The 25,127-nt window shown below is 66.6% G+C and carries 23 protein-coding genes; 9 read left to right on the top strand and 14 right to left on the bottom strand.

Annotated features, from left to right (window positions below; translation table 11 throughout):
* Positions 1-135 precede the first annotated feature (135 nt).
* From BUB39_RS12145 to prmB, 3 genes are all read left to right on the top strand, one after another.
* Positions 136-888: a hypothetical protein gene (locus BUB39_RS12145; RefSeq protein WP_139251447.1), complete on the top strand. Its 753-nt coding sequence runs from the start codon at positions 136-138 to the stop codon at positions 886-888.
* Positions 889-1,020: 132 nt separating this feature from the next.
* Positions 1,021-2,241: an alpha/beta hydrolase family protein gene (locus tag BUB39_RS12150; protein ID WP_073053534.1), complete on the top strand. Its 1,221-nt coding sequence runs from the start codon at positions 1,021-1,023 to the stop codon at positions 2,239-2,241.
* 52 nt (positions 2,242-2,293) lie between these two features.
* The gene (gene prmB, locus BUB39_RS12155; protein ID WP_073053536.1) at positions 2,294-3,241 is read left to right on the top strand and encodes a 50S ribosomal protein L3 N(5)-glutamine methyltransferase; all 948 of its coding nucleotides are present in this window, start codon (positions 2,294-2,296) and stop codon (positions 3,239-3,241) included.
* A 35-nt stretch (positions 3,242-3,276) separates the two neighbouring features.
* Here the strand turns inward: prmB and BUB39_RS12160 are convergent, their stop codons facing one another.
* A complete protein-coding gene (locus tag BUB39_RS12160) occupies positions 3,277-4,800 on the bottom strand; it encodes an MFS transporter (protein ID WP_073053539.1) in 1,524 nt (507 codons plus the stop codon).
* Between the two features lie 244 nt (positions 4,801-5,044).
* Here BUB39_RS12160 and BUB39_RS12165 point away from each other — a divergent pair, with 244 nt between their 5' ends.
* Positions 5,045-5,656 (top strand): TetR/AcrR family transcriptional regulator, encoded by a 612-nt coding sequence (locus BUB39_RS12165; RefSeq protein WP_073054210.1) that lies wholly within the window; start codon positions 5,045-5,047, stop codon positions 5,654-5,656.
* Between the two features lie 47 nt (positions 5,657-5,703).
* Here the strand turns inward: BUB39_RS12165 and BUB39_RS12170 are convergent, their stop codons facing one another.
* On the bottom strand, positions 5,704-6,795 hold the full coding sequence (locus BUB39_RS12170) for a choloylglycine hydrolase family protein (protein ID WP_073053541.1): 1,092 nt from the start codon (positions 6,793-6,795) through the stop codon (positions 5,704-5,706).
* A gap of 310 nt (positions 6,796-7,105) precedes the next feature.
* Here BUB39_RS12170 and BUB39_RS12175 point away from each other — a divergent pair, with 310 nt between their 5' ends.
* Positions 7,106-7,840, top strand: coding sequence for a carbonic anhydrase family protein (locus BUB39_RS12175; protein WP_073053544.1), 735 nt, complete (start codon positions 7,106-7,108; stop codon positions 7,838-7,840).
* A gap of 149 nt (positions 7,841-7,989) precedes the next feature.
* Positions 7,990-9,216 (top strand): dual-specificity RNA methyltransferase RlmN, encoded by a 1,227-nt coding sequence (gene rlmN, locus BUB39_RS12180; protein ID WP_084527284.1) that lies wholly within the window; start codon positions 7,990-7,992, stop codon positions 9,214-9,216.
* Between the two features lie 16 nt (positions 9,217-9,232).
* Here rlmN and BUB39_RS12185 read toward each other — a convergent pair whose 3' ends face one another.
* Together BUB39_RS12185 and BUB39_RS12190 are read right to left on the bottom strand one after the other, a co-directional pair.
* Positions 9,233-9,790 carry an ActR/PrrA/RegA family redox response regulator transcription factor gene (locus tag BUB39_RS12185; protein WP_073054214.1) on the bottom strand — a complete coding sequence of 186 codons (558 nt, stop codon included), beginning with the start codon at positions 9,788-9,790 and terminating at the stop codon, positions 9,233-9,235.
* A 138-nt stretch (positions 9,791-9,928) separates the two neighbouring features.
* Positions 9,929-11,305, bottom strand: a complete 1,377-nt coding sequence (locus BUB39_RS12190; protein ID WP_073054216.1) for an ActS/PrrB/RegB family redox-sensitive histidine kinase — start codon at positions 11,303-11,305, stop codon at positions 9,929-9,931.
* Between the two features lie 206 nt (positions 11,306-11,511).
* Here BUB39_RS12190 and phaZ point away from each other — a divergent pair, with 206 nt between their 5' ends.
* From phaZ to BUB39_RS12205, 3 genes are all read left to right on the top strand, one after another.
* On the top strand, positions 11,512-13,059 hold the full coding sequence (phaZ, locus tag BUB39_RS12195; protein ID WP_073053546.1) for a polyhydroxyalkanoate depolymerase: 1,548 nt from the start codon (positions 11,512-11,514) through the stop codon (positions 13,057-13,059).
* A gap of 119 nt (positions 13,060-13,178) precedes the next feature.
* Complete coding sequence (locus BUB39_RS12200; RefSeq protein WP_073053548.1) at positions 13,179-13,637, top strand: DUF2852 domain-containing protein; 459 nt, start codon at positions 13,179-13,181, stop codon at positions 13,635-13,637.
* A gap of 137 nt (positions 13,638-13,774) precedes the next feature.
* Positions 13,775-14,560 (top strand): M48 family metallopeptidase, encoded by a 786-nt coding sequence (locus BUB39_RS12205; RefSeq protein WP_084527336.1) that lies wholly within the window; start codon positions 13,775-13,777, stop codon positions 14,558-14,560.
* On the opposite strand, the gene BUB39_RS12210 is transcribed toward BUB39_RS12205, so the two are convergent.
* The 10 genes from BUB39_RS12210 to BUB39_RS12255 form a co-directional block, all read right to left on the bottom strand.
* Positions 14,557-15,036, bottom strand: a complete 480-nt coding sequence (locus BUB39_RS12210; protein WP_073053550.1) for an MmcB family DNA repair protein — start codon at positions 15,034-15,036, stop codon at positions 14,557-14,559. The two genes, BUB39_RS12205 and BUB39_RS12210, sit on opposite strands and share 4 nt — an antisense overlap.
* 66 nt (positions 15,037-15,102) lie before the next feature.
* Positions 15,103-16,038, bottom strand: a complete 936-nt coding sequence (locus tag BUB39_RS12215) for a lipid A biosynthesis lauroyl acyltransferase (RefSeq protein ID WP_084527339.1) — start codon at positions 16,036-16,038, stop codon at positions 15,103-15,105.
* Between the two features lie 55 nt (positions 16,039-16,093).
* Positions 16,094-17,092 carry a pepsin/retropepsin-like aspartic protease family protein gene (locus tag BUB39_RS12220; protein ID WP_073053552.1) on the bottom strand — a complete coding sequence of 333 codons (999 nt, stop codon included), beginning with the start codon at positions 17,090-17,092 and terminating at the stop codon, positions 16,094-16,096.
* An 8-nt stretch (positions 17,093-17,100) separates the two neighbouring features.
* The gene (locus tag BUB39_RS12225; RefSeq protein ID WP_073053554.1) at positions 17,101-18,126 is read right to left on the bottom strand and encodes a zinc-binding dehydrogenase; all 1,026 of its coding nucleotides are present in this window, start codon (positions 18,124-18,126) and stop codon (positions 17,101-17,103) included.
* A gap of 131 nt (positions 18,127-18,257) precedes the next feature.
* On the bottom strand, positions 18,258-19,538 hold the full coding sequence (locus BUB39_RS12230; RefSeq protein WP_073054222.1) for a beta-ketoacyl-ACP synthase: 1,281 nt from the start codon (positions 19,536-19,538) through the stop codon (positions 18,258-18,260).
* A gap of 15 nt (positions 19,539-19,553) precedes the next feature.
* Positions 19,554-20,768 (bottom strand): beta-ketoacyl-ACP synthase, encoded by a 1,215-nt coding sequence (locus tag BUB39_RS12235; RefSeq protein WP_073053556.1) that lies wholly within the window; start codon positions 20,766-20,768, stop codon positions 19,554-19,556.
* Positions 20,765-21,244: a 3-hydroxyacyl-ACP dehydratase FabZ family protein gene (locus tag BUB39_RS12240; RefSeq protein ID WP_073053558.1), complete on the bottom strand. Its 480-nt coding sequence runs from the start codon at positions 21,242-21,244 to the stop codon at positions 20,765-20,767. Before BUB39_RS12240 ends, BUB39_RS12235 begins: the two co-directional genes overlap by 4 nt.
* Positions 21,245-21,251: 7 nt before the next feature.
* Positions 21,252-21,533: an acyl carrier protein gene (locus BUB39_RS12245; protein ID WP_073053560.1), complete on the bottom strand. Its 282-nt coding sequence runs from the start codon at positions 21,531-21,533 to the stop codon at positions 21,252-21,254.
* A 201-nt stretch (positions 21,534-21,734) separates the two neighbouring features.
* Entirely contained in the window at positions 21,735-22,616 is an 882-nt protein-coding gene (locus tag BUB39_RS12250) for a transglutaminase family protein (protein WP_073053562.1), read from the bottom strand.
* Positions 22,617-22,618: 2 nt separating this feature from the next.
* The gene (locus BUB39_RS12255; RefSeq protein ID WP_342169003.1) at positions 22,619-25,126 is read right to left on the bottom strand and encodes a circularly permuted type 2 ATP-grasp protein; all 2,508 of its coding nucleotides are present in this window, start codon (positions 25,124-25,126) and stop codon (positions 22,619-22,621) included.
* Position 25,127 lies beyond the last annotated feature (1 nt).

Genomic DNA, 25,127 nt, shown 5'->3' on the forward strand with positions numbered 1-25,127 from the left:
GACCATCATCACTCGGCGGGCGGCACCCGTCCTGGTGGTGCAGATCGTTGACAGCCGCGATGCCTGGATGTTCCCTCAGCGGGACGACGGCATCGCGCCATATCGGCGCATGCCTTGGGGGGAGGACATCGCATCATGAGGTTCGCAGTCCGACTGGCCGCAATGACGGCCGGATTGACGCTCTGCATTATGGCAGGCGCGGCGGTTGCAGCGACGAAATCGCCGGCCATGCAGGCCTGCTCGGACCAGTGGTCGCAGCTCAAGGCCGACGACAAGGTGCCGGCCGGCCAGACCTGGCCAAAGTTCTGGAGCCAGTGTGCCAAGGACTACGCGGCGGCCCATCCAGCGGATGCCGCTGCGGCAGCTGAGACGACGGCCGCCGCGCCGGCAGAGCCGCCGCCGGCCAAGAAGGCCAAGGCCGTCGCCCCAGCCGCGACACCGCCGCCGGCCGAGGACGCTGCAGTCGGCAAAGGCAAGTCACCGGCCATGCAGGCCTGTTCCGATCAGTGGGCGAAGCTGAAGGCGGACGACAAGGTTCCGGCGGGCCAGACCTGGCCAAAGTTCTGGAGTCAGTGCTCGAAGGACTATGCCGCGGCTCATCCCGAGACGGCTGCGCCGGCCAAGCCTGCCGCCAAGGCTGCCAAGGCGGACGACGAGGAGCTCGGCGCGCCGCTGCCTGATCCCGAGGCTGCCGCCAAGATCGACCCGGCCAAGCCGCTCGCCGGCAAGAAGGAACCGACCCCCGGCCAGAAGGCGGCGTGGGCTCGCATGCGTGCCTGCGGCTCCGACTGGCAGGCGCAGAAGGCGGCCGGAAAGCTCGCCGTCGGCGCCAAGTGGCCGCAATTCTGGAGCGACTGCAACAAGCGCCTGAAGGCCAAGGGCCAGTAGGGCGTCAAAGCGCGGAGCGCGGGAACCGCGCCTCGCCCATCGGGATGGCCACGGCCCCGACGCGCCTGTCGCGCCGGGGCTTTGCGTTGCCGTTACCCGGAAGCACACATTGATCTTGAGGATGGGACGCCCATGGGATTGCTGTTCGAAGACCACCTTCATGACGAATTCGCCAGCTGGCTGTTCGCCTATATCCCCTCTGGCGGGCCGGATTTCGGCGAGATCGCCGCGATCGGTCAGGCGGTCGGCAAGGGCGACGACGCGGCCTTCCATGCAGCCTTCCTGGCGGCTGCGGATCGCAATATCGCCGAGGGCGAGGCAGCCGAGCGCGCCGGCCGACCGGACAGTGCGCGCGAACTCCATCTGCGCGCCAGTGCCATTCTCGACGCCTCCTATCACCCGCTCTATGGCGCCCCAACCGATCCGCGGCTGCTCGCGGCCTGGCGGCGCCAGATCGAGATCATGGAGCGCGGCTTCGCCCTCTCCGACCCGCAGCCGCAGCGTCTGGCGATTCCCTTCGAAGGTGTCGTCATGCCGGCCTGGTTCGTCCCCGCGGCGGCCCATGCCGAGGCGGTGCGACCGCTGGTGATCTTCACCAACGGCTATGACGGAACGGTCACGGACCTCTTCTTCGCCTCGGCCGTCGCAGCCTCGCGGCGCGGCTATCACAGCCTCATTTTCGACGGGCCGGGACAGGGCGGCATGCTTTATGAGCATGGCCTGCCGCTCCGTCCGGATTGGGAAACGGTCATCGGTGCCGTTGTCGACGTGATGGTTGATCATCCACTCGTTGATCCGACCCGCATCGCGCTGAACGGCTGGAGCCTTGGCGGCTATCTCGCCCCGCGCGCCGCTGCCTGCGAGCCGCGCCTGGCGGCGCTCATCGCCGATCCGTTCCTGCCGAGCGTCGCCACCGGGGTCCGCGCCATGGCGATGAAGTTCGGCGCGACGGCCGAGGCGGCCTCCGATCTCCGCCATCTGGACCCCGCCATCATTGCTGCGATGGAAAGCACCATCGCGGCCGATCCCGGCCTCGACTGGAAGATCCGCAAGCGCGCCTTCTGGGTGCATGGCGTCTCGAGCCTCGCCGACTATTTCGCGGTCTCCGAGGCGTTCACGGTCGAGGACCGCCTGCATGACATCCGCTGCCCGACGCTGATTACCGTCGCCGAGCAAGACGGGCTGGCGAAAGGCGGACCGGCGGCCTATGAGGCGCTCACCTGTCCGAAGACGCTGATCCGGTTCTCAAGCGTGGAAGGCGCCGGTGGTCATTGCGAGATGGGCAACCGTTCCCTGCTCAACCGGCGCACATTCGACTGGCTGGACGATGTATTCGCCGGGAAGGTGGGTTAGTAGGAGGCCAACGCCAGAATCCAGCCATCAGCACGAACCTGCGAGCCGAGACGTGACCGAACAAAGCCCCGCTGCCGATCATCTTGTGACCCTGCGCGACTTTCTGCGCTATGCCGTCAGCCGCTTCGGCGCCGCCGGGCTCGCCCATGGCCATGGCGCGTCGACGGCCTTCGACGAGGCTGCCTATCTGGTGCTCGAAGGCCTCAAGCTGCCGATCGACGAGCTCGAACCCTTTCTCGATGCCAGGCTGCTGCCGGAAGAACGCGCCCGTCTCGCCGATCTGATCGAGGCGCGTGTAACGACGCGCAAGCCCACTGCCTATCTGCTCAACCGCGCCTATGCCCAGGGCATTCCGCTCTATGTCGACGAGCGCGTGATCGTGCCGCGGTCGTTCATCGGTGAATTGCTGTTCTCGGAGCTGTTCGGCGGTGATGAATTCACGATCGTCGAGGATACCGGTTCGATCGAGAGCGTGCTCGATCTCTGCACCGGCTCGGGCGCGATCGCCATCCTCGCCGCCGAGGTGTTCGAGAATGCCGATATCGACGCGGTCGATCTCTCGCCGGAGGCGCTGGAGGTGGCTGCGATCAACGTCGCCGCGCAGGGCCAGGGCGCGCGCATCTCGCTGATCGAGGGGGATCTGTTCGCCCCACTCGACGGCCGGACCTATGATCTGATCCTCACCAACCCGCCCTATGTCGACGAAATCGCGATGGAGGAATTGCCGGCCGAATATCGACACGAGCCGGTGATGGCGCTCGCCTCCGGCCTCGACGGGCTCGACATCGTTCGCCGCATCCTCGGCGAGGCTGGCGCCCATCTCAATCCGGGCGGCGGGCTGCTCTGCGAGATCGGCGCCGGTCGCGAGATCATCGAGGCGGAGTATCCGGACCTGCCCTTCCTCTGGCTCGATACCGAGGAAAGCGAAGGCGAGGTGTTCTGGCTTCCGGCCGAAGCGCTGGGCGTGCAGCCTTCGAGCACGATCGGCCCGGTCGAGTAGCGCCCCGGCTGCTGCCGGCCGGGGCGCCCTGAGGTTCAGGCCTCGATTTCCAGCATCCGCTCGCGCCGGCGTGGGCCCGGCCGGAGGACGAGGGCGAGGAAGGTCACCAGCGCCGCGGCGAAGGTGATGCCGGCGGCGATCAGCATCGTTGCGCGGAAGGCGCTGCCATAGGCGGCGGCGAAGACCGCATGCGGCACGGCAGGGGCGAGCTGTGCCGCATCCTCAAAGGCGCCATTGGCGACGGCGAGCGCGAGGCCTTCGATGGCATCGCCTGTGCCGGGCAAGCCCGCGCCGACAAAGGCGGCGAGAACCGCGCCGATCACCGCGATCGCAACGGTCTCGCCGGCAACGCGCATGGTGCCGAAGATGCCGGTGGCCATGCCCGCGCGCTCGGTCGGCACGACCGAGATGGCGAGATCGTCCATCAGGCCCCACGGCATGCCGGCGCCGATGCCGACAAGGAGCAGCGGCGGAATGAACGCCATCGGTGCGGCGCCGGGCGCGATTGCCGCCAACCACACGAGCCCGACCGCCGACAGCACCAGCCCACCCGAGGCCAGCACGCCTGCGGGAATGAAGCGTGCGAGATTGGCCGCGGTAAACGGCACGATGGCGATCGGCGCCGACAAAGGCAGCAGCATCAGGCCCGCCTGCAACTCGCTCATGCCCTCGACCCGCACGAAGCGGATTGGCAGCAGAAACAGCGGCACGACGAAGGAATAGGCGACCGCGACAGGCAGCGCCTGGATGCCGACGAAGCGGCCATAGGTGAACAGCGCCAGGTCGAGCATTGGCCGCGTGGCCAGCTTCTCCACCGTGATGAAGGCGATCAGCAGGGCGCCTGCCAGCGCAAACAGGCCGATGACCAGGGGATGATCGAAGCCGAGCGCCGGGCCCTCCATGATGGCGAAGATCAGCGCGACCAGCGTCGCCGTGAACGTCGCGGCGCCAAGGCTGTCGATGCGTGTCGCGCCGGGATCGCGGGTCTCGCGCAGCCGTGGCGCCCCGAGGGCGAGGATGAGCGCGCCGGCGGCGGCGGTGGCGAAGAAGATTGCGCGCCAGCCGAACGAGGCGATGAGGAGCCCGGCGATGATCGGCCCGAAGGCGATGCCAATACCGAAGCCCGAGCCGATCATGCCGAGCGCGCGGGTGCGTGCCGGACCTTCGAATTCCTGCGCCAACGCTGCAAAGCCGGCCGATAGCGCGATGGCGCCGGCGACGCCTTGGACGCCGCGCATCAGGTCGAGCACGAGCACGTTCGGCGCGAAGCCGATGACGAAGGAGACGAGGGTGAAGGCCGCCATGCCGAGCGTGAACATGCGCTTGCGGCCATATTGGTCGGCCAGCGCGCCGCCCAGCATCACGGTCGAGCCGATCGCCAGCATGAAGCCGGAAACGATCCAGTTGAGTGCCGTGACGCTGCCGCCGAGATCGTGACCGATGGCGGGAATGGCAACGGCCGGACCGGTGAAGGAGATCGGGATGGTGACGGCGACAAGGAAGATGGCGGCGAGAATGAACGCCTTCTTCCGCGCCGCATCGGGGGATGCGTCGGTCATGACTTGTCTCTTGCAGTTTGAAGCCGCCGGCGAAGATCGCTGCGGGGAATAGGGGCCTGGACTGCGCGGCGGGAGAGGCGCCGCGCAGCCCAGCGACGGTGAACCGCCGTCGGCGATCCCTCATCTGTAGGGATCGTTACACAAACAATAAGCCCTTGATTCTGGCCGTCAAGGCTTTTATTTAGTGATCATAACAGAAATGAGACCGGGCTCGCTGCAAGGGCCGGTTTCGAGGATGCGCAAGATGGGTGCACGTGGCAGGCCGCGCGGTTTCGATCGCGACGCCGCCCTTGAACAGGCGATGGATGTCTTCTGGGCGCGCGGCTATGCCGGGGCGTCGATCGCCGAACTGACCGAGGCGATGGGTATCAATCCGCCGAGCCTCTATGCCGCCTTTGGCTCCAAGGAACAACTCTTCAAGGAAGCCGTCCGCCTCTATGCCGAGACGGACGATGCCTGCACGCTGGAAATGCTGGAGGGCGATCTCTCGACGCGCGAGTCGATCGCCGCGATGCTGCAGGTGAGCGCGCGTTCCTGTGTCCGGCCGCACAAGCCGGCGGGCTGCTTCATGACGCTCGGCGCCACCAATGGCGGCCCGGAGACGGATGCTGCGCAGCAATATCTCTGCGACCAGCGCCGCGACATGGCGAGCCGCATCCGCGCCCGTCTGGCGCGCGGCGTTGCCGATGGCGAACTGCCGGCGGGCCTCGATCTCGCCCGCGTCACGGCCTTCTTCGCGACCGTCATCAAGGGCATGTCGATCGAGGCGCGGGACGGCGCCGATATCGAGACGCTCGCCGCCGTCGCCCGCAGCGCGATGCTCGGCTGGGACGCGATTACCTCGACGCAGGGGTAGTTTTGCGGGACGGCGGGCCGCGCCTTGCGGCCGCCCGCCGTCGATGATCAGGGCGCCAGGGCTTCCGCGCCGACCGTGGCCGCCGGATAGGGCAGGTCCGTGACGAGCTTCGACATCGGCTGGCTGCTTGCGAAGATCGGCGCGAGGTCGATCGTCAGATAGCTGGTACGATGCGCATAGTCCGAAATGGTCAGGCGATTGTTGGTGAGGTCCTTGATCGACACCCACTGGGTGTAGTCCGAGACCACCGTGTCGCCGTCCTTCGATTCCGCGACGCCGATCGGGATGTCGACCGTGTTCAGCACATGCGTCACGGCCTGGACGGCTTCGGCGGCATCCTTCGGCTCGGGCACGGAATGGCGCATGAAGGCGGCGCGCACGAAGCGCGACGGCGGCGTGAAGTCGCCCGGCAGGCCCATAGTGCCGCCGCCCTGGCCGATCGCCGTGACATTGGCGGTGCCATACTGGCGGCTTTGGGCGCCGATGGCCGAGATGTTCACGTAGTTGCGCAGGTTGGTGAGATGCCAGTCATAGGTCGGCGCGTTGGTGAGCACATGCGCGGCGTTGTCGTGGATCTGGACCTCGCCGTCGACATATTCGACGACGATGCCGGCGCCGCTGCGATCCGTGAAGACGAAGTGGATATAGGGCGGGGTCGGCCCGGTCGGCAGGGCCGGATCGGTCCACACCTTGGTCGTTTGCAGCGCCGCCTTGACGCTGGCGACATCCTTGAAGCTGCCGAGCGCCCATTTGCCGAAGGAGAGGATCTCGACAAAGTTCGCGTCGGCCGGAGTCACCTGCTGATAGGTGGTGAAGCCCGGCAGGAAGTTGCCGCTCATGCCGAGCCCGGCTTCGTTCTGCCCCTCGAGGATCGCGCCGCCCGGTATGATGTTGGCGCTGATGCCGGCGAGCGCATAGCTCGTGGTCACCGTCTTCTCTGCCATGCCCTTGGGCGCCGGCAGCGTGAAGGTGGTGCCCTTCGGGACGCTCTCCAGCGTCCACTTCATGTCGATCGCCCATTCCATCGTGCGCCCGGCCACGACCGACTTGTCGGCCGCGGTGATGTCCACCGCCGTGCAGGCCAGCGCGGCATGGGTCATGATGGCAAGCGAGAGTGCCGCGGCGAGTGTTCGAAGCATATCGGGTTCCTCTTCGGGACATTGCAGGCCCCATCATACGGACCTAACGACATGGACCTTTAAGGTCGTCTGAACGGCCCCAGGCCAAATATCAGAAGCCGAGACACGACATGGACTGCCCGACAGTCTCCGCGGCCGGCAAAGTACCACTCAAATGCTATCCAATTGAAGTATTCATCAATTCGAAGTAGATAGTATTGTCCTGCTCTGCGGCAGGCAAGGAGTTTCGTTGCTGAATGAGGCTTCGCTCGGCTTTGATTAAATAGTAAAAATATAGAGCATCATATCTATTCGGGGGAAATATCAAGATATGTGTGAGCATTCGTCGAATGGCCTGCATCGCCGCTCCCTTTTCAAGCGGGCGGCTGCAGCATCCGCGTTGGCGGCGACCAGTCTTGCGGGCATTGGCGTGCCGTCTCTTGCCTATGCTGCGGCGATGACCAGGGAGCAGCGGGACAAGATGTCTCCAGACGACATCATCGAGAGCTTCAAGGAAGGCAATCGGCGCTTCCGCGACGGCAAGATGATGCAGCATGACTATCGGGCGCAGAAACGCGCGACGGCCACGGGTCAGTTCCCGGCCGCTGTGATCCTCAGTTGCATCGATTCCCGCACGCCGGCGGAGATCCTGCTCGATGTCGGCATCGGCGAAACCTTCAATGCGCGCATCGCCCGGAACATCCAGAACGACGACATTCTCGGCAGCATGGAATTCGCCTGCGCCGTTGTCGGCGCCAAGGTGGTGCTCGTCATGGGCCACACCGCCTGCGGCGCCATTCGTGGTGCGATCGACGGCGCCGAACTGGGCAACCTCACCGGGCTGCTCGACAAGATCAAGCCGGCCATCCCGCGGACGAAGTATGACGGCGACCGCTCGGGCAGCAATTACGACTTCGTCGACGCGGTGGCGCGGACCAATGTCGAAATGACGATGGAGCAGATCCGGTCGAACAGCCCGGTGCTCAAGAAGCTCGAGGACGACGGCGAGATCAAGATCGCCGGCAGCATGTACCATCTCGTGGGCGGCGAGGTGGAGTTCTACTGAGCAGACCATGACGGCATGCGGCCGGGCAATTGCAGGGCACGGCCGCAAATCTCCTGATTCTCGGGCCGGGATGTGTTAAGAGGCGGCCAACATCATGCCGCCGGTCCCGATGCGCCTCAGCGCCGGGACGGCCCCGAGCCGGATTCGCCATGACCGCATCAATCGCCGCCGCGCCCGAAGCCGCGGTTTCCAACATATCCCGCCGCACGCCGGTAGCCGAGACGCCGTCGCTTGTCGGCCTGTCGCGCGCCGGCATTGGTGCCGAGCTTGCCCGCATCGGCGTCGAGCAGAAGCAGATCCGCATGCGCACCGCGCAGATCTGGAACTGGGTCTATGCGCGCGGCGTCACCGATTTCGGTGACATGCTGAACGTCTCCAAGGACATGCGCCAGACACTGTCCTCGGCCTTCACATTGAAGCGCCCCGAGATCGTCACCGAGCAGGTCTCCGAGGACGGCACGCGCAAATGGCTGATGCGCTTTCCCGCTCGCGGCGCCGGTCGCCCGGTCGAGATCGAGACTGTCTATATCCCGGAAATCGGGCGCGGCACGCTCTGCGTCTCCAGCCAGGTCGGCTGCACGCTCACTTGCTCGTTCTGCCACACCGGCACGCAGAAGCTGGTCCGCAATCTGACTGCGGAGGAGATCGTCGGCCAGATCCTGGTTGCACGCGATCGTCTCGGCGATTTCCCGGATAAGGCGACGCCGGTCGGTGCCGCTGTTCCCACCGAAGGCCGCCTCGTTTCCAACATCGTCATGATGGGCATGGGCGAGCCGCTCTATAATTTCGACAACGTCAAGGAGGCGCTGCTGATCGCCTCCGATGGCGAAGGCCTGTCGCTCTCCAAGCGCCGCATCACGCTGTCGACCTCGGGCGTCGTGCCGGAGATTCCGCGCGCCGGCACAGAGATCGGCTCAATGCTGGCGATCTCGCTGCACGCTGTGCGTGATGATCTGCGCGACATGCTGGTGCCGCTCAACCGGAAATATCCGATCGCCGAGCTGCTCGAGGCCTGCCGCAACTATCCTGGCCTCTCGAACGCCCGTCGCATCACCTTCGAATATGTGATGCTGAAGGACGTCAATGACAGCCCGGCCGATGCGCGCGAACTGGTGCGGCTCCTGAAGGGTATCCCCGCCAAGATCAATCTGATCCCGTTCAATCCCTGGCCGGGCGTCAACTACCAGTGCTCGTCCTGGGAGACGATCGAGGCGTTCTCGGACATCGTCAACCGGGCTGGCTATGCCTCGCCGATCCGCACGCCGCGCGGCCGCGACATCCTCGCGGCCTGCGGCCAGTTGAAGAGCGAGAGCGAGCGGATGCGGGCGCGCGAGCGCCTGGCGCTCGAGGCGATGATCACCGACGACGGCGAGTAAAGCGCGGCGGCGCCCCCTAGCGGGGCGCGCGCTTGGCAAGGATGCGCTGCAAGGTGCGGCGATGCATGTTGAGCCGGCGCGCCGTCTCGGAGACATTCCGCTCGCACAGCTCATAGACGCGCTGGATATGCTCCCAGCGGACGCGATCAGCCGACATCGGATTGTCGGGCGGCACGGCCTTTTCCGTCGGATCGCGCGTCAGAGCCAGGAAGACCTCGTCGGCATCGGCGGGCTTGGCGAGATAATCGACTGCGCCGAGCTTCACCGCCGTGACGGCGGTCGCGATATTGCCATAGCCGGTCAGCACCACCATTCGCGATTCCGGTCGCTTGCGGCGGATCAGCTCGATCACGTCGAGCCCGTTGCCGTCCTCGAGCCGCATGTCGACGACCGCATAGGCCGGCGGCCGCTGATCGACCTTGCGCATGCCCTCGGCGACGGTGTCGGCGGTCTCGACCGCGAAGCCGCGCGTCTCCATGGCGCGGGCGAGCCGCTGGAGAAATGCCTTGTCGTCATCGACGATGATGAGCGATGTGTCTGTGCCGGCCAGCCCGGCGCTGTCGATATCCGTCATCGGATCCTGCCTCGGCCCCCCGTTCATTGTTTTCGTTCCTCTTGGCCGGGTTATAGGAAGCGGACGCGCTTCCGCCAACCCCGCGCGTTGTTTGCGATCATAGACGGCAAATCGCCGCAATGCGCGTTCTCTTGCAGATCAGGTCGCGGCGAGGGGGCGCCGGCCCTTCTCGTCGCGCTCCCGCGCCTCGGTTCTGGCCGCATCCTTGACCAGTTCGCGGTCCATGGCATTGCGTGGCCAGTCGATGCGGACGATCGCGCCATGGGCCGGCTGCAGGCGGTTGGAGAGTTCTACCTTGGCCTGAGAGCGCTCCAGCAGCGTCTTGGCGATGAAGAAGCCGAGCCCGAGTCCGCCGGCGCGCTCCTCGCCCTCGGCGCCCGAGGGCGCGCGCGTCGTGACATAGGGTTCACCGATATGGTCGATGACATCGGGCGCGAAGCCCGGCCCGTCATCGGCGATCACCAGCGAGACGCTGTCCTCGGTCCAGATGGCCGAGACTTCGACGAGGCTTTCAGCAAAATCGACAGCATTCTCCAGAAGGTTGCCGACGCCATACATCACCGCCGGGTTGCGGCGGCCGACCGGCTCGGGGCCGGACTTCCCGACGAGGCGGACATCGATCCGCACGCCCGTTCCCTGATGGGGCTCTACCACCTCGGCGATCAGATGGCTGATCGGCAGGCGATCAAGATGCTGGTCGGTCTGCGTCGACATCGAGGTGAGCTTGCCGAGAATGTCGCGGCAGCGGTCCGACTGGCTGCGCAGCAGCGCGACGTCCTCGGCATAGGGGCTTCCCTCAGGCAATTCGCGCTGCAGCTCCTTCGTCACGAGAGCGATGGTCGCGAGCGGCGTGCCGAGCTCATGCGCCGCCGCAGCCGCGAGGCCGTCGAGGGCCGAGAGATGTTGCTCGCGGGCAAGGACCAGCTCGGTCGCCGCCAGCGCTTCGGCGAGCTGGCGTGATTCTTCGGCGACGCGAAAGGCATAGTTGCCCATGAAGAAGACGCCGGAGACCAGCGCCACCCAGACGCCCGCGACATAGGTCAGCGGCAGGCTGATCGGCTCGCCGGTCCAGGGCAGCGGCAGATGGAAGACCGCGAGCACGCTGACGGCGCCGAGCACCAGCGCCCCGAGCGCGATCGTCAGCCGCGGGTCCAGCGTCGTCGCCGAGACCATCACCGGCACGATCAAAAGGATCGAGAACGGGTTCTGCAGCCCGCCCGTCAGATAGAGCAGCGCCGAGAGCTGCAACACGTCATAGGCGAGCAGCAGCGCCGCGGTGCGGCCCTTGAGGCGTAGGCTCGATGGATAGCGGATCTTCAGGAAAAGGTTGAGCCAGGCCGACAGGGCGATCGCGCCCAGGCAGAAGCCGAGCGGCATCGGGAAGTCGAGCCAGAAGCGAACGATCACGACGGCCGCAGTCTGCCCGGCGACGGCGAGCCAGCGCAGGCGCACAAGCGTATCGAGCTTGAGGCGCGGCCGGTTGGCGTTCTGCGAGGGCAGGCTTTCCTCAGCCATCGTCATGATCAGGCGCTCCTATTCTCTGCCGGCTTTGCCCGCGAGCATAGCATGGCGCAAGACCGCTGCCCGTGCGCCGGGAGACATGACTTGCGCGGCGAAGAAATTCGTTCTTACATATTGCGGTGCAAAAAGAGCCGGCCCCGCCTCTGCCCGACGGTCATGGCCGACTTCCAGCTTCCGCCGAGCGGCAGACGGACTGTCGAATGACGCCTTTTTCCTATTACCAGCTTTATGAGTTGCACCACGCCGCGATGACGCCCCTGCGCGCGGCGGCTGATGTCATGAAGCTCGCTTTGCAGAATCCGCTCAATCCGTTCGCCCAGTCGCCGATTGGCAAGAACTGGTCGGCGGGCCTTGAACTGTTCGAGCGCGCGACGCGCCGCTATGGCAAGCCCGCCTTCGGGCTGCCCACGACGCTGGTCAGCGGCACGCGCGTCGCTGTCACCGAGCGCGTGGTCTGGAAGCGGCCGTTCTGCAATCTCATCCATTTCGAGCGCAGCCTCGACCGGCCGCGCAACGATCCGAAGCTGCTGATCGTCGCGCCGATGTCGGGCCACTATGCGACGCTGCTGCGCGGCACCGTCGAGGCCATGCTGCCGAAGCACGAGGTCTATATCACTGACTGGATCGACGCCCGCGCCGTGCCGCTCAGCGATGGCAGCTTCGATCTCGACGATTATATCGATTACCTGATCTCGATCCTGCATGCGCTCGGCGGCGACACGCATGTCGTGGCCGTCTGCCAGCCGGCGGTGCCGGTGCTCGCGGCTGTTTCGGTGATGGAGGCCAAGGGCGATCCCTATGCGCCCCGCACCATGACGCTGATGGGTGGCCCGATCGACACGCGCATCAATCCGACGGCAGTCAACAAGCTTGCCGAGGGCAAGACGATCGACTGGTTCCGCGACAATGTCGTCATGAAGGTGCCGTTTCCTCATCAGGGCTTCATGCGCGACGTCTATCCGGGCTTCCTGCAGCTCTCGGGCTTCATGTCGATGAACATGGACCGCCATGTGAACGCCCATAAGGAATTCTTCGGCCATCTCGTCGCCGGCGACGGCGACAACCAGACCAAGCACCGCGATTTCTACGACGAGTATCTCGCGGTCATGGACCTTTCGGCCGAGTTCTACCTGCAGACCGTCGATGCGGTATTCATCAAGCATTCGCTGCCCAAGGGCGAGATGATGCATCGTGACACGCCGGTCGACCCGTCAGCGATCCGCAATGTGGCATTGCTCACCGTCGAGGGCGAGAACGACGACATTTCCGGCGTCGGCCAGACCGAGGCGGCGCAGCGGCTCTGCGTCAACATCCCTGACGATATGCGCGCCCACTATGTGCAGCCGAAGGTCGGTCACTACGGTGTCTTCAACGGCTCGCGGTTCCGCGCCGAGATCGCCCCACGCATCGGCGACTTCATCCTGACGCACAACCGCCGTCCGCCGGCCGGATCGGCTGCTGTCCCGCGCGTTGCCGCAAAGCCATCCAGCAAGGCTGCCGACACGCTGGCGGCGATCGTGCTTGCCAAGCCGAAGGGCGCGGCCGACGATCTGAAAGAGATCGCCGGCGTCGGCCCGAAGCTCGAGCAGACGCTGAACGCGATCGGCATCTTCCATTTCTGGCAACTGGCCGGCCTGACGCCGCCGCAGATCGAGGAACTCGACGGACGCCTCGCCTTCAAGGGCCGCATCGCGCGCGACCGCTGGGTCGAGCAGGCGGCGGAGCTGGCGCGCGAGCACACGGCCTGAACCAAGGTGCATGGTGGATCGAGGTGTATGGCGGCGCCTCGATCCGATTTTTCTTGAAGTAGGGGGTGATCCTTCCCACCTCAATTCCCGTTGGGGATTTCCAGGAAGGAAAGGGATCCATGACCCATACTCAGGCCTTGCGTCCGGGCTGGACGCCGCTCACCATCGCGATGATGGTCCTCGGCTTCGTCGTGTTCTGGCCGCTCGGTCTTGCTATGCTCGCCTACATCATCTGGGGCGACCGCATCCCCGAGTTCCGTCGCAGTGCGGAAGGCGTCAGGGACGACTTCAAGCGTTCGTTTGGAGGCTGCGGCGCGAAGCGCTGGAGCGCCGGCAGCACGTATCAGAGCGGCAACACGGCCTTCGACTCCTATCGGGCCGCCGAGCTGAAGCGTCTTGAGGAAGAGCGCCGCAAGCTCGACGGAGAGCGCGCGGAATTCGAGGAGTTCGTCCAGAACCTCCGCCGTGCCCGCGACCAGGAAGAGTTCGATCGCTTTAAGGCCGATCGCAGCCGCGCCCGCACGGCGCCGGCCAGCGAGCCGCGCCAGAACGGCGACGGTCCGGTCATCGACCTCTGATCGAGGCACGACCACCCGGTTTCGGGTGACAAGGGATGCGGCCGGGCAGCGATGCCCGGCCTTTTTCGTGCGAGAATCGGCAGCGCGATTCGGCCGGCCGCTCGGGCCGGTTCTGTCGAGGCGGGAGCGAAGGCCGCATGACGGGCTTCTTTTCGAGACTGCTGGCGCCGCCGCCCGCCCGGGACCGCGTGACCGGTCGAGCCGGCGCGGCCCTGCCGGACCATTGCCATGTCGAGATCGATGGCAAGGCCGTGCAGGTCGCTATCAACTGGAACCCGCGCGCCAGCCGCTACACGCTGCGCCTGGCCGGTGCCGTGCGTCAGCCGGTGGTCACGATCCCGGCCCGGGGCAGCCTCCACGAGGCGCGGAGCTTTCTTGAGCGCCACCGCGGCTGGCTGAAGGCGCGCCTCGACGCCTTGCCAGCATCAACGCCGTTGGCCGATGGCGCTCAGGTGCCGCTGCGCGGCGAGCTGCTGAGGATCCAGCATCGGCCCGGCCGCGGGCTGGTGCGCGTCGAGCGCAGCGGCGGCGAGCCCATCCTCGTCGTTTCGGGCGACATCGCGCATCTCCCACGCCGTGTCACCGATTTCCTGAAGCGCGAGGCCCGCATCGATTTCGAGGCCGCGACGGCCCGGCATGCGCGGGCGCTCGGCGTCGGCGTGAAGGCCGTCCGCCTTGGCGATCCGGCGAGCCGCTGGGGCTCCTGCTCGAGTTCCGGGACGATCTCCTATTCCTGGCGCGTGGTGATGGCCCCGCCCTCGGTGCTCGACTATCTCGTCGCGCATGAGGTGGCGCATCTGCGCGAGATGAATCACTCGCCGCGTTTCTGGAAGCTGGTGCGCCAGCTCTGCCCCGATCTCGAGGCGGCGAAGACCTGGCTTACCCGCAACGGCGCCACGCTGCACGCGATCGGCGCGGCCTAGATCTCGGAAAATCCGGCTTCCGGATCGAAAAGCCCATGCAGCCGATGCGCGGCGACCTTGCCGAACTGGATCATCATGGCCTTGCGTCGTGCGGCCGTCAGCGGCGTTGCAGGCGACTCGCGCATGATTTCGGCGCCATAGGCGTCGGCGAGGATGAGACCGGCCTCCAGCGGAAAGATCTCGGATGGCACGCCGGCATGACTGGCGAAATAGAGTCGGTCGCAATAGGGCGCATAGTCGAACCATTTGCGGTCGGCGCGGAAATCCTCGATGGAGGATTTGATCTCGACGATGGTGAATTCGCCGCCGGGGCCGAGCGCCACGATATCGGCGCGACGGCCGCTGGCGAGCACCAGCTCGGACAGCACGGCGTGGCCGCGGGCGCGGAAGAGGCGCCCGATCCCCCGTTGCAGGGCGAGCGCCGTGTCCGATTGCCGTCCGTCACGCGGAAAGGCGATGGCTGCGGAATAAACCATGAACGGATTTTGCCACGCCGCGCTGCGCGAGAAAAGACCGACCTGCGAAATCGGGTCGCGTTTCGGCTAGCGCCAGCGATTATGCAGCCAGAGCCACTGGTCCGGATGCTCGCGCACCCAGCCTTCGACCACCGACATGACCAAAGCGGTGCCGCCGGCGACATCGATGCGGCCTTCGGCATCGCGCGGCATGTCGAGCGGCGGGGTCAGCTCGACGCGAAAGCGGCCGTCCGGCAAGCGGATGGTGCGGGCGCCATGCACGGGGCATTCATATTGTCGCGCAAGGCGCGCAACGAGCGGATTGGCAGAGACGAGGCGGCCGAAGAACGGCACGCGCGGCCCGCCGGTATGATGCTGGTCGGTGAGGAGGCCGAGATGCTCGCCGCGATCAAGCGCCGCCGCGACCTCGAAGGTGGCGCCGCGGCCTGAGGCGACGAGCGTGCCCATCAGTTCCTCGCGCCGCGCCATCAGGTCTTGCGCGATGCGGTTGTTGCTCGGCATGCGGAACAGCGCGACGACTGGAAGGTCGAAGCGCGCCGCGACGATCGCGAGCGCTTCCCAATTGGCGAGGTGAGCCGAGAAGATGATGCCGGGCTTGCCGTCCTCGCGCAGCGAAAGGAACTGGTCGAGCCCCGCGATCTCGGTGCGTCCGCGCTCGGGATGGTGCGGGTCGATGTCGATCAGCTTGTCGATATGAACATATTCGACGACGGTGCGGCCGAGGCTCGCCCAGGCGCCGTCGAGGATCGCCTGATGCTCTTCCGGCGTCTTTTCAGGGAACGCCGCTGCCAGATTCGCGCGCGCCAGCCGCGACTCGGGTATGAAACGCCCGACGAATCGCGACAGCCGGTCGGCAAGCCAACCGGAGGCTTTCGGGCCGAGCAGGCGCACAAAGCCGATCAGCCCGCGCACCGTGCCACCAATGATCGCGTTGACGAGCGGGGAGCGCAGAAGCTTCCGCGTGAATTCCTTGCGTTGCCGCTTGCGGTCGGCCTTGCTCATCGCACTGTCCTGAAAAGCGGGCGGCGCATTGTATCGCGCAGAATCGCCGTCGACATCATGGCGCCCTGAATCCGATCCGCCCATGGGCGCCGTCGAAAGCGACCGCGACGGCATGGAAGAGCGCCTGGCCGAGATTGGAGTGGGGCGTCGCCTTCGGCATGATGTAGGTCGACCGGTCCGTCAGCAGGGACAGGTCGAGTGCGTCCGGGATCTGCAGCGACAAGGTCTGGCCAGGCAGCAGGAAGCCATGCGGACCGACACGAAGGTTCGTCAGGGCCCCTCCGTCGAAAACGCCGTCGACTGCGCCGGTATCGAAGATCAGCTTCTGGCAGGACGCCGCCGCTTCATCGACGGCATAGCAGCCCGTGATGGACCCGGCGTCCCAGGATGCGATGTCCGGCGACGACTGCGCCGCTGGCTGGAGGGAGGCGAAGCGGAATCCCTTGAGACTATCGGACGTCAGGCCGATCGTGACATGCGGCGGCTCGCCCGTCAGCATGTCGACGATGAATCCCGAATTGAGATTGCCCGGGAGTTGCGCCAGCGGGCTGATCAGCGCGCCGCTCGCCTGCAGGCTGACACCCATCACGCCGGGCCGCTGGTCGCTGGCGGGGCAGTTCGGCTTGTCGTCGGCGCATGAGACCCGCGTGATCACGCCGATCGAGATCGGCTGCGCAGTCTCGACGCCCGCCTCGACAAGGCGCACCGTCGCGAGGCCGACATAGCCTTCGAAGCGCGTGCCGTCGACATAGCCCTGATGGATCGGCGTGCTGGTTTGCTGGACATCGGGGCCGATGTCGGCCGCCATCACATAGAGGCCGGACGAGCCTGTGTCGAAATTGACCGGAACCGGGGTTCCATTGCCGACGCTGATCCGCACGAGGGTCGGCTTATGGTCCGGCCGATCGGTGAACATCGGCAATTCGGCGCTCGCCGGCACGGTATCAGCGGCCGCAGGCCGGCCTACGAACAGGCTGGCCACCAGGCACGCAGCGGCGAAGACGGCCGCCCGCCGTCGCGGGCGGGCCTTCGCTCCTGCCGAGGTATGGCTCATCCGCGCCTTCAAAGCGTGACGATGATCTTGCCGAACACCTGGCGCTGCTCGATCCGGTCGAGGGCGCTGTCGATATCCTCGAGATCGACCACGCTGTCGATGACGGGCGTGACGATGCCGGTGCCGATCTTGCCCATGGCGTGGGCGATGTTCTCGATGCGGCAGCCGAACGAGCCGATCAGCCGCAGCTGCTGCTGGTAGAGCTGGAAAAGGTTGATCTCGGCCGAGATGCCGGTGGTCGAGCCGCAGGTGACGAGCGTGCCGCCACGGCGCAGCGAGAACATGCTGCCCGCCCAGGTGTCAACGCCGACATGTTCGAACACGACGTCGACGCCGCGCTTCTTGGTCAGCTTGCGGACGACGCCTTCGAACCGCTCTTCGCGATAATTGATGACGTGATGCGCGCCGAGCTCGCGCGCCTTCTCGGCCTTTTCGGGGCTGCCGACCGTGGTGATGATCGTCGCGCCGGCTGCGCGGGCGAGTTGGATCGCCGCCGTGCCGATGCCGCTGCCACCGGCCTGGATCAGGATCGTCTGGCCGGCTTCGAGCTTGGCATTGTCGAATAGCATGTGCTCGACGGTGCCGAAGGTGACCGGCGTGCAGGCGGCATCGCGCACCGTGACGCCTTCGGGCGCCGGCACGACGAGGCGTGCCTTCATCGTCACATAGTCGGTGGCGAGGCCGTCGATATGGAAGCCGCGCACGCCGGCGACGTTTTCGCAGAGATTGTCGCGGCCCGCATGGCAAGCCGGACACATGCCGCAGGTTTCCGCGCCATAGATCGCGACGCGCTGGCCGACGGCAAGCCCTTCGACCGACGGGCCGATCTTCTCGATCGTACCGGCCGCCTCGGCGCCGATAGTCAGCGGCAGCTTGCGCTTGGCAAAGGCCATGCCGCGCCAGCCCCAGACATCGATGTGATTGAGCGCGACAGCACCGATCTTGACGCGGACTTCGCCGGGACCGGGCTCCGCCGCCATCGGCACGTCGACGATCGAAAGCTTGCGGTCGGAAAGGAGCTGAAGCGCGCGCATCGGGGTCTTGTTCCATCCGGCCGCGATGGCGGCCGTCCTTCGGCAGGTCTTGCCGCCGCCAGAAGGCGGCCGCAGGTTCAGGCTGAGGCTTTAGCGGTTCGCGCGCTCTTGCGCCAGAGCGCTACGCCGGCTCAGGCGGGCTCTGCGGCGATCAGCAGGCAGGCATTCTGGCCGCCGAAGCCGAACGAGTTCGACAGAACCATCGATACGGGCTGCGACCGCGCGACATTCGGCACCACGTCCAGCGGGATCGCCGGGTCGGGATTCTGGTAGTTGATCGTCGGCGGAATCAGGCCCTCGGCGATCGTCTTCAGCGAGAAAACCGCCTCGATGGCGCCAGCCGCCGTCAACGTGTGTCCGATCATCGACTTGTTGGACGAGATCGGAATGCCCTTCAGCGCGTCGCCGAAGACGGCCTCTAGCGACATCGCCTCCATCTTGTCATTCTCCGGCGTGCCGGTGCCATGCGCGTTGATGTAGTCGACATCGGCGGTCGAGACGCCACCATCATCGAGCGCCTGCTGGATCGCGGCGATGACGGGCGAGCCATCCGGCTTCGAGCGGGTACGGTGGAAATCGTCTGCCTTCTCGGCGATGCCCCTGACAACGCCGAGAATCTTGGCGCCGCGCGCGCGGGCCGCGTCATAGTCCTCGAGCACCAGGGCGCCGGCGCCTTCCGCCATCACGAAGCCGTCGCGATCCTTCGAGAACGGGCGCGAGGCCCTTTCCGGATCGTCATTGCTGGTCGAAAGGGCGGAAAGCAGCGAGAAGCGCACGAGGCCTTCGATGCGCACGGACCCGTCGGTGCCGACAACCAGCGCCGCCTCGGTATCGCCGCGTCGGATCGCCTCGACGCCGAGCTGGATCGCCGAGGCGCCCGAGGCACATGCGGTCGACAGCGAGATCGGCGCGCCGCGTGTGCCGAAATGGTCGGCGGTGCGGTCGGCGACGCAGCCATAGAGCGCAAATTCATAGGTGTCGGGATCGTTCAGCGACAACACGCGCTGGATCATCCGGTCATAGGCATCGCCTGCTTCGGGATCGGTGCCGGCAAAGAAGTCGCGACGTGCCGGCCACTCGATCTCGACCGGCGGCACCGCCATGAACAGCATGCCCGGGAAATCGCCGGGCGCGCCGATGCCCGATTGCTCGACAGCCTCGGCGGCGGCGAGATGGGCGAGCCGCTCGGACAGGACAGGCGAACGCACTTCGTCGGGAAACAGGAAGTCGACTGTTCCGGCGATCGTGGTCCGCATATGCAGCGTCGGAAACCGGGTGATCCGATGAATGCCCGACTTGCCGGCGGTCAGGGCCGCCCAGTTGTCGTCGATGCCCTGGCCGAGCGAGGAGACGACGCCCATGCCGGTGACGGCGACCACAGGCCGTCCGAGGTGATCGCGAGTCTTGGCCATCGCCATGTCCTTCCTTCAGTCCGCCGCCTCGACGAGCGCCATGCCCTCGCCGCGCCAGAAGCCCCAGCTGGTGGCGAGAATCTGCGCCGGCGTCTCTGCCGGCTGCTCGATGCCGCTGCCATCGGTTGGAAGATAGAAACCGTGCCGCGCGATCGCCAGTGCGGCAAGTGCGACCTGAACCGGGAAAGCTGCCTCGATCGGATTGCCGATCAGGGTTTGCGTGGCACGAACGCCGCCGATCTTGCCCTCGGTGGCGAGTTGCTCCCAGAGCCCGCGCTCTTCAGCAGTTGCCGCCGCGATGCCGTTAGCCCCCGAAAGAACGCCGGGTGCCTTGGCGCCAAACCGGGCGGAAAGCTGGTCGAACTGCTTGCGCGCAACCGCGCTCGCATCGCCGGGACCGCGGCGGCTTCGTCCCGAAAGAACGGCCGAAAGCTTCGCATAGGCCGATTTGCCGCGCGCCTCGGCATGAGCGCGCGATTCGAGCACGAGGAAGGCGCCGGCCGAGCCGGTGATCATGCCGCCTTCCGCTGTCGTGCCGCGCTCCCAGACCGATGCCGGCTCGCCCTGCCAGAGCGTCCGGCCCATGGCGAGCGACAAAAGCATGTCCTTGCGCTCGGCATTATAGGCCGCGCCGACGAGGAACAGATCGCCCTGGCCGGCGCTGATGCGCCGCGCCGCGACCTCGACGGCGCTGATGCCGGCGATCTCCTCGCCCATGAAAGTGCGCGAGGAGCCGGTCACCTTGTGGACGATCGAGATATTGCCGGCGAGAAGGTTGGAGAGCTGCGCCAGAAACAGCGTCGGACGCAGATCGTTGGCGAGATGCTCGTTAAGGAACGAGGCCGGTTCGGCGGCCGTCTCGAGGCCGGCGAGGATCTGACCGTCGACATCGAGGTCGCGTTCGCCGCCACCGGCCGCCACGACCATGTCCATCCGCGCCAGCCGCTCGGCATCGCCGGTGAGTCCGGCATCGTCGAGCGCGAGGCCGGCGGTATAGGTGCCGAGCCGCTGCCAGGTTTCCATCTGCCGGATATCTGCGCGGCGCGGAATCTGCTTCTCCAGCTCCAGCGGCACCATCGGGAAGACCGGGAACGGCTTGAACTTGTCGGTCTCGGCGGGATGAGGCCGCGCGCCCGTTTCGGCCATCGCCTGCCAATGCGCATCGAGCCCCTCGCCGAGCGAGGAGACGAGGCCGATGCCGGTAACGAGGACGTCGTTCGGGGCGCTCATGTTGCTTCCGTGATAGGTGCGGCGCCCGGCACGAGGCCGATCGCCTCCGCGCGCTTGACGAGCTCGCCGCGCAGTTCGGCGGCAGGGAAATCCATGATGCGCAGAGTCAGTTCGGCATCGCAGACCGGGCCGTCCTGCTCGATCCGCGCATTGGTAACCGTGAAGCCGGAGCCCTCATGGACGAGGCTGGCATGGACGTCGAGCGTCGCGCCGGGCTGAATGAACTTGCGGAACTTCGCCTTCTTCACGCCCATGAAGAAGGGCATGCGCGACAGCTCGTTGAGGCCGAGGATCAGATAGCCGGAGGCCTGTGCCATCGTCTCGATGAGCAGCACGCCCGGCATGATCGGATAGCCGGGAAAATGACCCTCGAACACGGGGCTGCGCTCCGGGACGATCGCCCGGCAGTGAATGGTTCCGGCAGCGGCGTCGAAGGCGACGACGCTGTCGATCATCTGGAAATATTCGAGGCGCATCTCGCCGTCAGGCGTTCTTCTTGGCGATCAGTTCGTCGATATGGGCGCAGAGATTCTTCAGCAGGAAATATTCCTCGACCGAGGCTTTGCCTGCGTTCACTTCCTGCGTCCACTGCTCGAGTGGGATCTTGATGCCGAACTTCTTGTCCAGCGCGAAGACGATGTCGAGGAAGTCGAGGCTGTCGATGCCGAGGTCGTCGATCGCGTGCATCTCCGGCGTGATCTTCTCGCGCGGGATTTCGCTCGTCTCGGAGATCACATCGGCAACGATGTCGAACGTGGATGACATGACGGTCAGTGGTCCTATGTTCTCGCGGGCTTCCGGGTGGCGACGCCGGCAGCGTCGGAGCGGCACGGGGGCCGCGGGCGCTGCCATCGAACCAGTCCGGCAGGCCGGATAGCGAAGCAATTGCTGCCGTCCTGATACCGTGTGCGGGCGCGAAATACCAGCCTGTCGCCGTGCCGCACCCTCAAGCAGGTCGCATGTCGCCTATGCACCCACCGGGATGACGTCCACGGCGACATCGATCGTGTGGTCGCCGGAGATCACGATGACGCCGCCCGAGGGCGCCGCGTCGGAATAATCGCGACCGATCGCGAGCACGACATGGTCCTCCGCCGCAGCGACGCCATTGGTCGGATCGAGGCCGATCCAGCCTGCCTCGCGGCCGCACCAGACGGCGACCCAGGCATGTGTGGCGTCGGCGCCTTCGAGGCGCGGCTTGCCGGGCGGCGGCTCGGTGCGCAAGAAACCGCTGACATAGGCCGCCGGCAGGCCGATCGTCCGAAGCCCCGCGATCATCACATGTGCGAAATCCTGACAGACGCCGGCGCGCTTGGCGAAGGCGTCGGCCGGCAGCGTGCTGACATCCGTCGCCTCCGGATCATATTTGAACTCGGCCTTGATCCGCTTGGTGAGCTCGAACGCGCCTTCGAGGATCGTCTTCCCCGGCGGGAAGCTCTTTTGCGCATAGTCGCCGATCGCCTCGTCGAGGGCGATGAGGCGGCTGGCAAACAGGAAATGCACAGGAGACTTTGGCCCGAGATCCGTCTCGGCGACGGCGCTGCGCCGGATCTGCTCGAAGGGCGGCGTCTTCTGCGTCGTCCGCGCTTCGGTCTTTTCGACAAGCACGCGAGCCCGTGTCTCCAGGCGCAATTCGCTGTGTGGGAACGAGAAGGCCACGGTCGTGATGCGGTTGCCGAAGAAATCGAGGCTGTCCGTGCGCTCGGTCGGCGCAGGGCTGATGGAGAGATCGGTCGCGATGACGCGCTGGCCCGGCCGCTCGACCGGCAACAGCCGCAGCACCTGCCGCGCGAACGGAACCGGGCTCGCATAGCGATACTCGGTCACCAGCTTGATGTCGTAGAGCACGATCAGTCTCCGCCCTCGAGCGGCTGAAGCGGCCGTCGGTGGGTGAAATAGGCCAGCGCGATCTCGTCCGAAATGCGCATCAGCGTCTGCTCGTAGCTGACGATCGTTTCGGCATCGAGCGCCGATGCGTCCGCCGTTTCGAGTTCCGAGGCGAGGCGCGAAGCGAGTCGGTCGGCCGGGGCGAGCAGTCCGGCCGGGGCGTGGGCCGGGAGATTGGCGAGAGACTGGCGGATGCGGTCGGCCTGGAAGGCGAGCGAACGCGGATTGCCGCCGTCGAGCAGCACCAGATCGATCACCGGCACGCGCGCCGCCTGCATGACGTAGCGGATGCGATAGGTGATCTGGCTGTCGGCGATTTCGAGAAGGGCGTCCAGCTCGGCGCTCGTCCCGGCAAGGCCGCAGAAGCGTGTCGCGCGGGCGACGCCGAGGCCGCGATCGATGCGGCGGCCCATTTCAAGGAAACGCCAGCCATTGTGGCGCACCATGTTTTCCTGTGCGAGCCCGGAGAAGGCGGCGACGATGCGCAGCGCCTCGCTGGCCCGCTCGTGCATGTCGCTGCCGGTATAGGCGGCGAGCGGCCGGTTGAGCAGGATTTCAAGATCGGCCACGGCGCGCCAGGCATCGGGCGACAGGCGGTCGCGGATGACGGAGGCGGCGCGCCGGGAGGATTCGGCGAGCCGCGGAATGGTGTTGAAGGCCCGCCGGTCGGTGAGGGCGGCCAGCGCAAGGCGCGCGGGCTGCATCGGCCCACGTTCGGATTCGGCCGCGCCTGCAGCCACCAGAATGCCGACGAGCCGCGCCACCGCGCCGCCATTCGCCTCGGCGTCGACGAGCCGCCCGGAGACGGCGCGCACGAGACGCAGCGCCTGTTCGGTGCGCTCGACATAGCGGCCAAGCCAGAACAGGTTTTCGGCGGCGCGGCTTGGCAGCGTCGAGGTGGCACGGCGGAGCGGCACCTTGTCGGGCGAGCCGAGCAGCGTCGTCTCGGCCACCGGACCGTCGGACAGCACCCAGACATCTGCCGAGGCGCCGCCCTGCTGCAGCGTCACGGCGCGAGCGTCGGCACGCTCGGAGATGCGGCAGAAGCCGCCGGGCATCGCCTTCCAGCCGTCGGCCGTGCGCGCGACATAGAGGCGCAGGATAGAGGGTCGCGGCTCCAGCCGGGCATCGTCGCCTTCGCCGCGCCAGACGGGCGTCGTCGAGAGCTTCACCGCTTCTTGGCCGACATAATCCTGCCCGCGTCGGCCAATCGCATCGACGAGCCGCGCCTTCTCCTCAGGCGAGAGGTCGGCGCCGAACACGGGTCCGCGGGCGAGAACGCCCGGCAGCGTCGCGCCGAGCGCCGGCGCGATCACCATGCTTTCGAACGCCTCGACGACATGATCGCGCTCGAGCGTCTGGCCGCACCACCAGGTCGCGACATTCGGCAGGATCAGCTTCTCGCCGAGGATGCGTTCCGCAAGGCCGGGCAGGAAGCCCATCATGGCGCGCGCCTCGGCGACGCCAGACCCCAGCGCATTGGCGATCGCGACATTGCGGTGACGGACGGCGCCGGCAAGGCCGGGCACGCCAAGCCGCGAGGCGGGATTGAGTTCGAGCGGATCGGCGAAGTCTGCATCGAGGCGGCGCAGCAGCACGTCGGCGCGCTTCAGCCCGGAGATCGTCCGCATATAGACCGTGTCGTCGCGCACCGTGAGGTCCTCGCCCTCGACGAGGACGAAGCCGAGATAGCGGGCGAGATAGGCGTGCTCGAAATAGGTCTCGTTGAGCGGGCCGGGCGTCAGCAGCGCGACGCGCGTTTCCTCATGGCGGTTGAGCGCATTGAGGCCGGCGCGAAACTCCTGGAAGAAGCCGGCGAGCCGCTCGACCTTGAACGAGCGGTAGATATCGGGCAGCGCCTGCGACAGCGCGATACGGTTTTCAAGCGCATATCCGGCGCCGGAGGGGGCTTGGGTGCGGTCCGAGATCACCCACCAATCGCCATCCGGTCCGCGGCCGACATCGACGGCATAGAGGCGCAGGTGATGGCCGCCGACCGGCTGCGAGCCGACAAGCGGGCGCAGGAATTCCGGGCTGCCGGCGAGGATCGCTGCCGGCAGGGCGCCGTCGGCCGCCAGCGTGCCTTCGCCATAGGTGTCGCCGAGGATCGCGTCGAGCAGCTTGGCGCGCTGGATCAGTCCGGCCTCGAGATGCTTCCACTCTTCCGGTTCGATCAGGAACGGCACATGCGCCAGCGGCCATGGCCGCTCGTCCCCGGTCTCGCCGCCATAGACGCGCATCACGACGCCCGATTCGGCGAGATGCCGGTCGGCGAGCGCAAAGCGATGCGCCACCTCGCGGCTGCCGAGTTCGGCCATCGTGTCGACGAAGCGCTGCCAATGCGGGCGGATGCGGCCGTCCTTGCCGATCAGCTCGTCGGCGACGCCCGGCATTGGCTTGTAGTGCCTGACGAGCCGCGCGGCCCTTTCGGCGACAGTGCGGCTCTTGCGCGTGGTTTCCCGGCGAGGCACC

The sequence above is a fragment of the Kaistia soli DSM 19436 genome (assembly GCF_900129325.1).
Lineage (GTDB): Bacteria > Pseudomonadota > Alphaproteobacteria > Rhizobiales > Kaistiaceae > Kaistia > Kaistia soli.

What these genes read in the sequence shown, in the direction of transcription:
- BUB39_RS12145 (WP_139251447.1), top strand. Translation starts at nt 136, where the DNA reads ATGAGGTTCGCAGTCCGACTGGCCGCAATGACGGCCGGATTGACGCTC.
- BUB39_RS12150 (WP_073053534.1), top strand. Translation starts at nt 1,021, where the DNA reads ATGGGATTGCTGTTCGAAGACCACCTTCATGACGAATTCGCCAGCTGG.
- BUB39_RS12160 (WP_073053539.1), bottom strand. Translation starts at nt 4,800, where the DNA reads ATGACCGACGCATCCCCCGATGCGGCGCGGAAGAAGGCGTTCATTCTC.
- BUB39_RS12165 (WP_073054210.1), top strand. Translation starts at nt 5,045, where the DNA reads ATGGGTGCACGTGGCAGGCCGCGCGGTTTCGATCGCGACGCCGCCCTT.
- BUB39_RS12170 (WP_073053541.1), bottom strand. Translation starts at nt 6,795, where the DNA reads ATGCTTCGAACACTCGCCGCGGCACTCTCGCTTGCCATCATGACCCAT.
- BUB39_RS12175 (WP_073053544.1), top strand. Translation starts at nt 7,106, where the DNA reads ATGTGTGAGCATTCGTCGAATGGCCTGCATCGCCGCTCCCTTTTCAAG.
- rlmN (WP_084527284.1), top strand. Translation starts at nt 7,990, where the DNA reads ATGACCGCATCAATCGCCGCCGCGCCCGAAGCCGCGGTTTCCAACATA.
- BUB39_RS12185 (WP_073054214.1), bottom strand. Translation starts at nt 9,790, where the DNA reads ATGACGGATATCGACAGCGCCGGGCTGGCCGGCACAGACACATCGCTC.
- BUB39_RS12190 (WP_073054216.1), bottom strand. Translation starts at nt 11,305, where the DNA reads ATGGCTGAGGAAAGCCTGCCCTCGCAGAACGCCAACCGGCCGCGCCTC.
- phaZ (WP_073053546.1), top strand. Translation starts at nt 11,512, where the DNA reads ATGACGCCTTTTTCCTATTACCAGCTTTATGAGTTGCACCACGCCGCG.
- BUB39_RS12200 (WP_073053548.1), top strand. Translation starts at nt 13,179, where the DNA reads ATGACCCATACTCAGGCCTTGCGTCCGGGCTGGACGCCGCTCACCATC.
- BUB39_RS12205 (WP_084527336.1), top strand. Translation starts at nt 13,775, where the DNA reads ATGACGGGCTTCTTTTCGAGACTGCTGGCGCCGCCGCCCGCCCGGGAC.
- BUB39_RS12210 (WP_073053550.1), bottom strand. Translation starts at nt 15,036, where the DNA reads ATGGTTTATTCCGCAGCCATCGCCTTTCCGCGTGACGGACGGCAATCG.
- BUB39_RS12215 (WP_084527339.1), bottom strand. Translation starts at nt 16,038, where the DNA reads ATGAGCAAGGCCGACCGCAAGCGGCAACGCAAGGAATTCACGCGGAAG.
- BUB39_RS12220 (WP_073053552.1), bottom strand. Translation starts at nt 17,092, where the DNA reads ATGAGCCATACCTCGGCAGGAGCGAAGGCCCGCCCGCGACGGCGGGCG.
- BUB39_RS12225 (WP_073053554.1), bottom strand. Translation starts at nt 18,126, where the DNA reads ATGCGCGCGCTTCAGCTCCTTTCCGACCGCAAGCTTTCGATCGTCGAC.
- BUB39_RS12230 (WP_073054222.1), bottom strand. Translation starts at nt 19,538, where the DNA reads ATGGCCAAGACTCGCGATCACCTCGGACGGCCTGTGGTCGCCGTCACC.
- BUB39_RS12235 (WP_073053556.1), bottom strand. Translation starts at nt 20,768, where the DNA reads ATGAGCGCCCCGAACGACGTCCTCGTTACCGGCATCGGCCTCGTCTCC.
- BUB39_RS12240 (WP_073053558.1), bottom strand. Translation starts at nt 21,244, where the DNA reads ATGCGCCTCGAATATTTCCAGATGATCGACAGCGTCGTCGCCTTCGAC.
- BUB39_RS12245 (WP_073053560.1), bottom strand. Translation starts at nt 21,533, where the DNA reads ATGTCATCCACGTTCGACATCGTTGCCGATGTGATCTCCGAGACGAGC.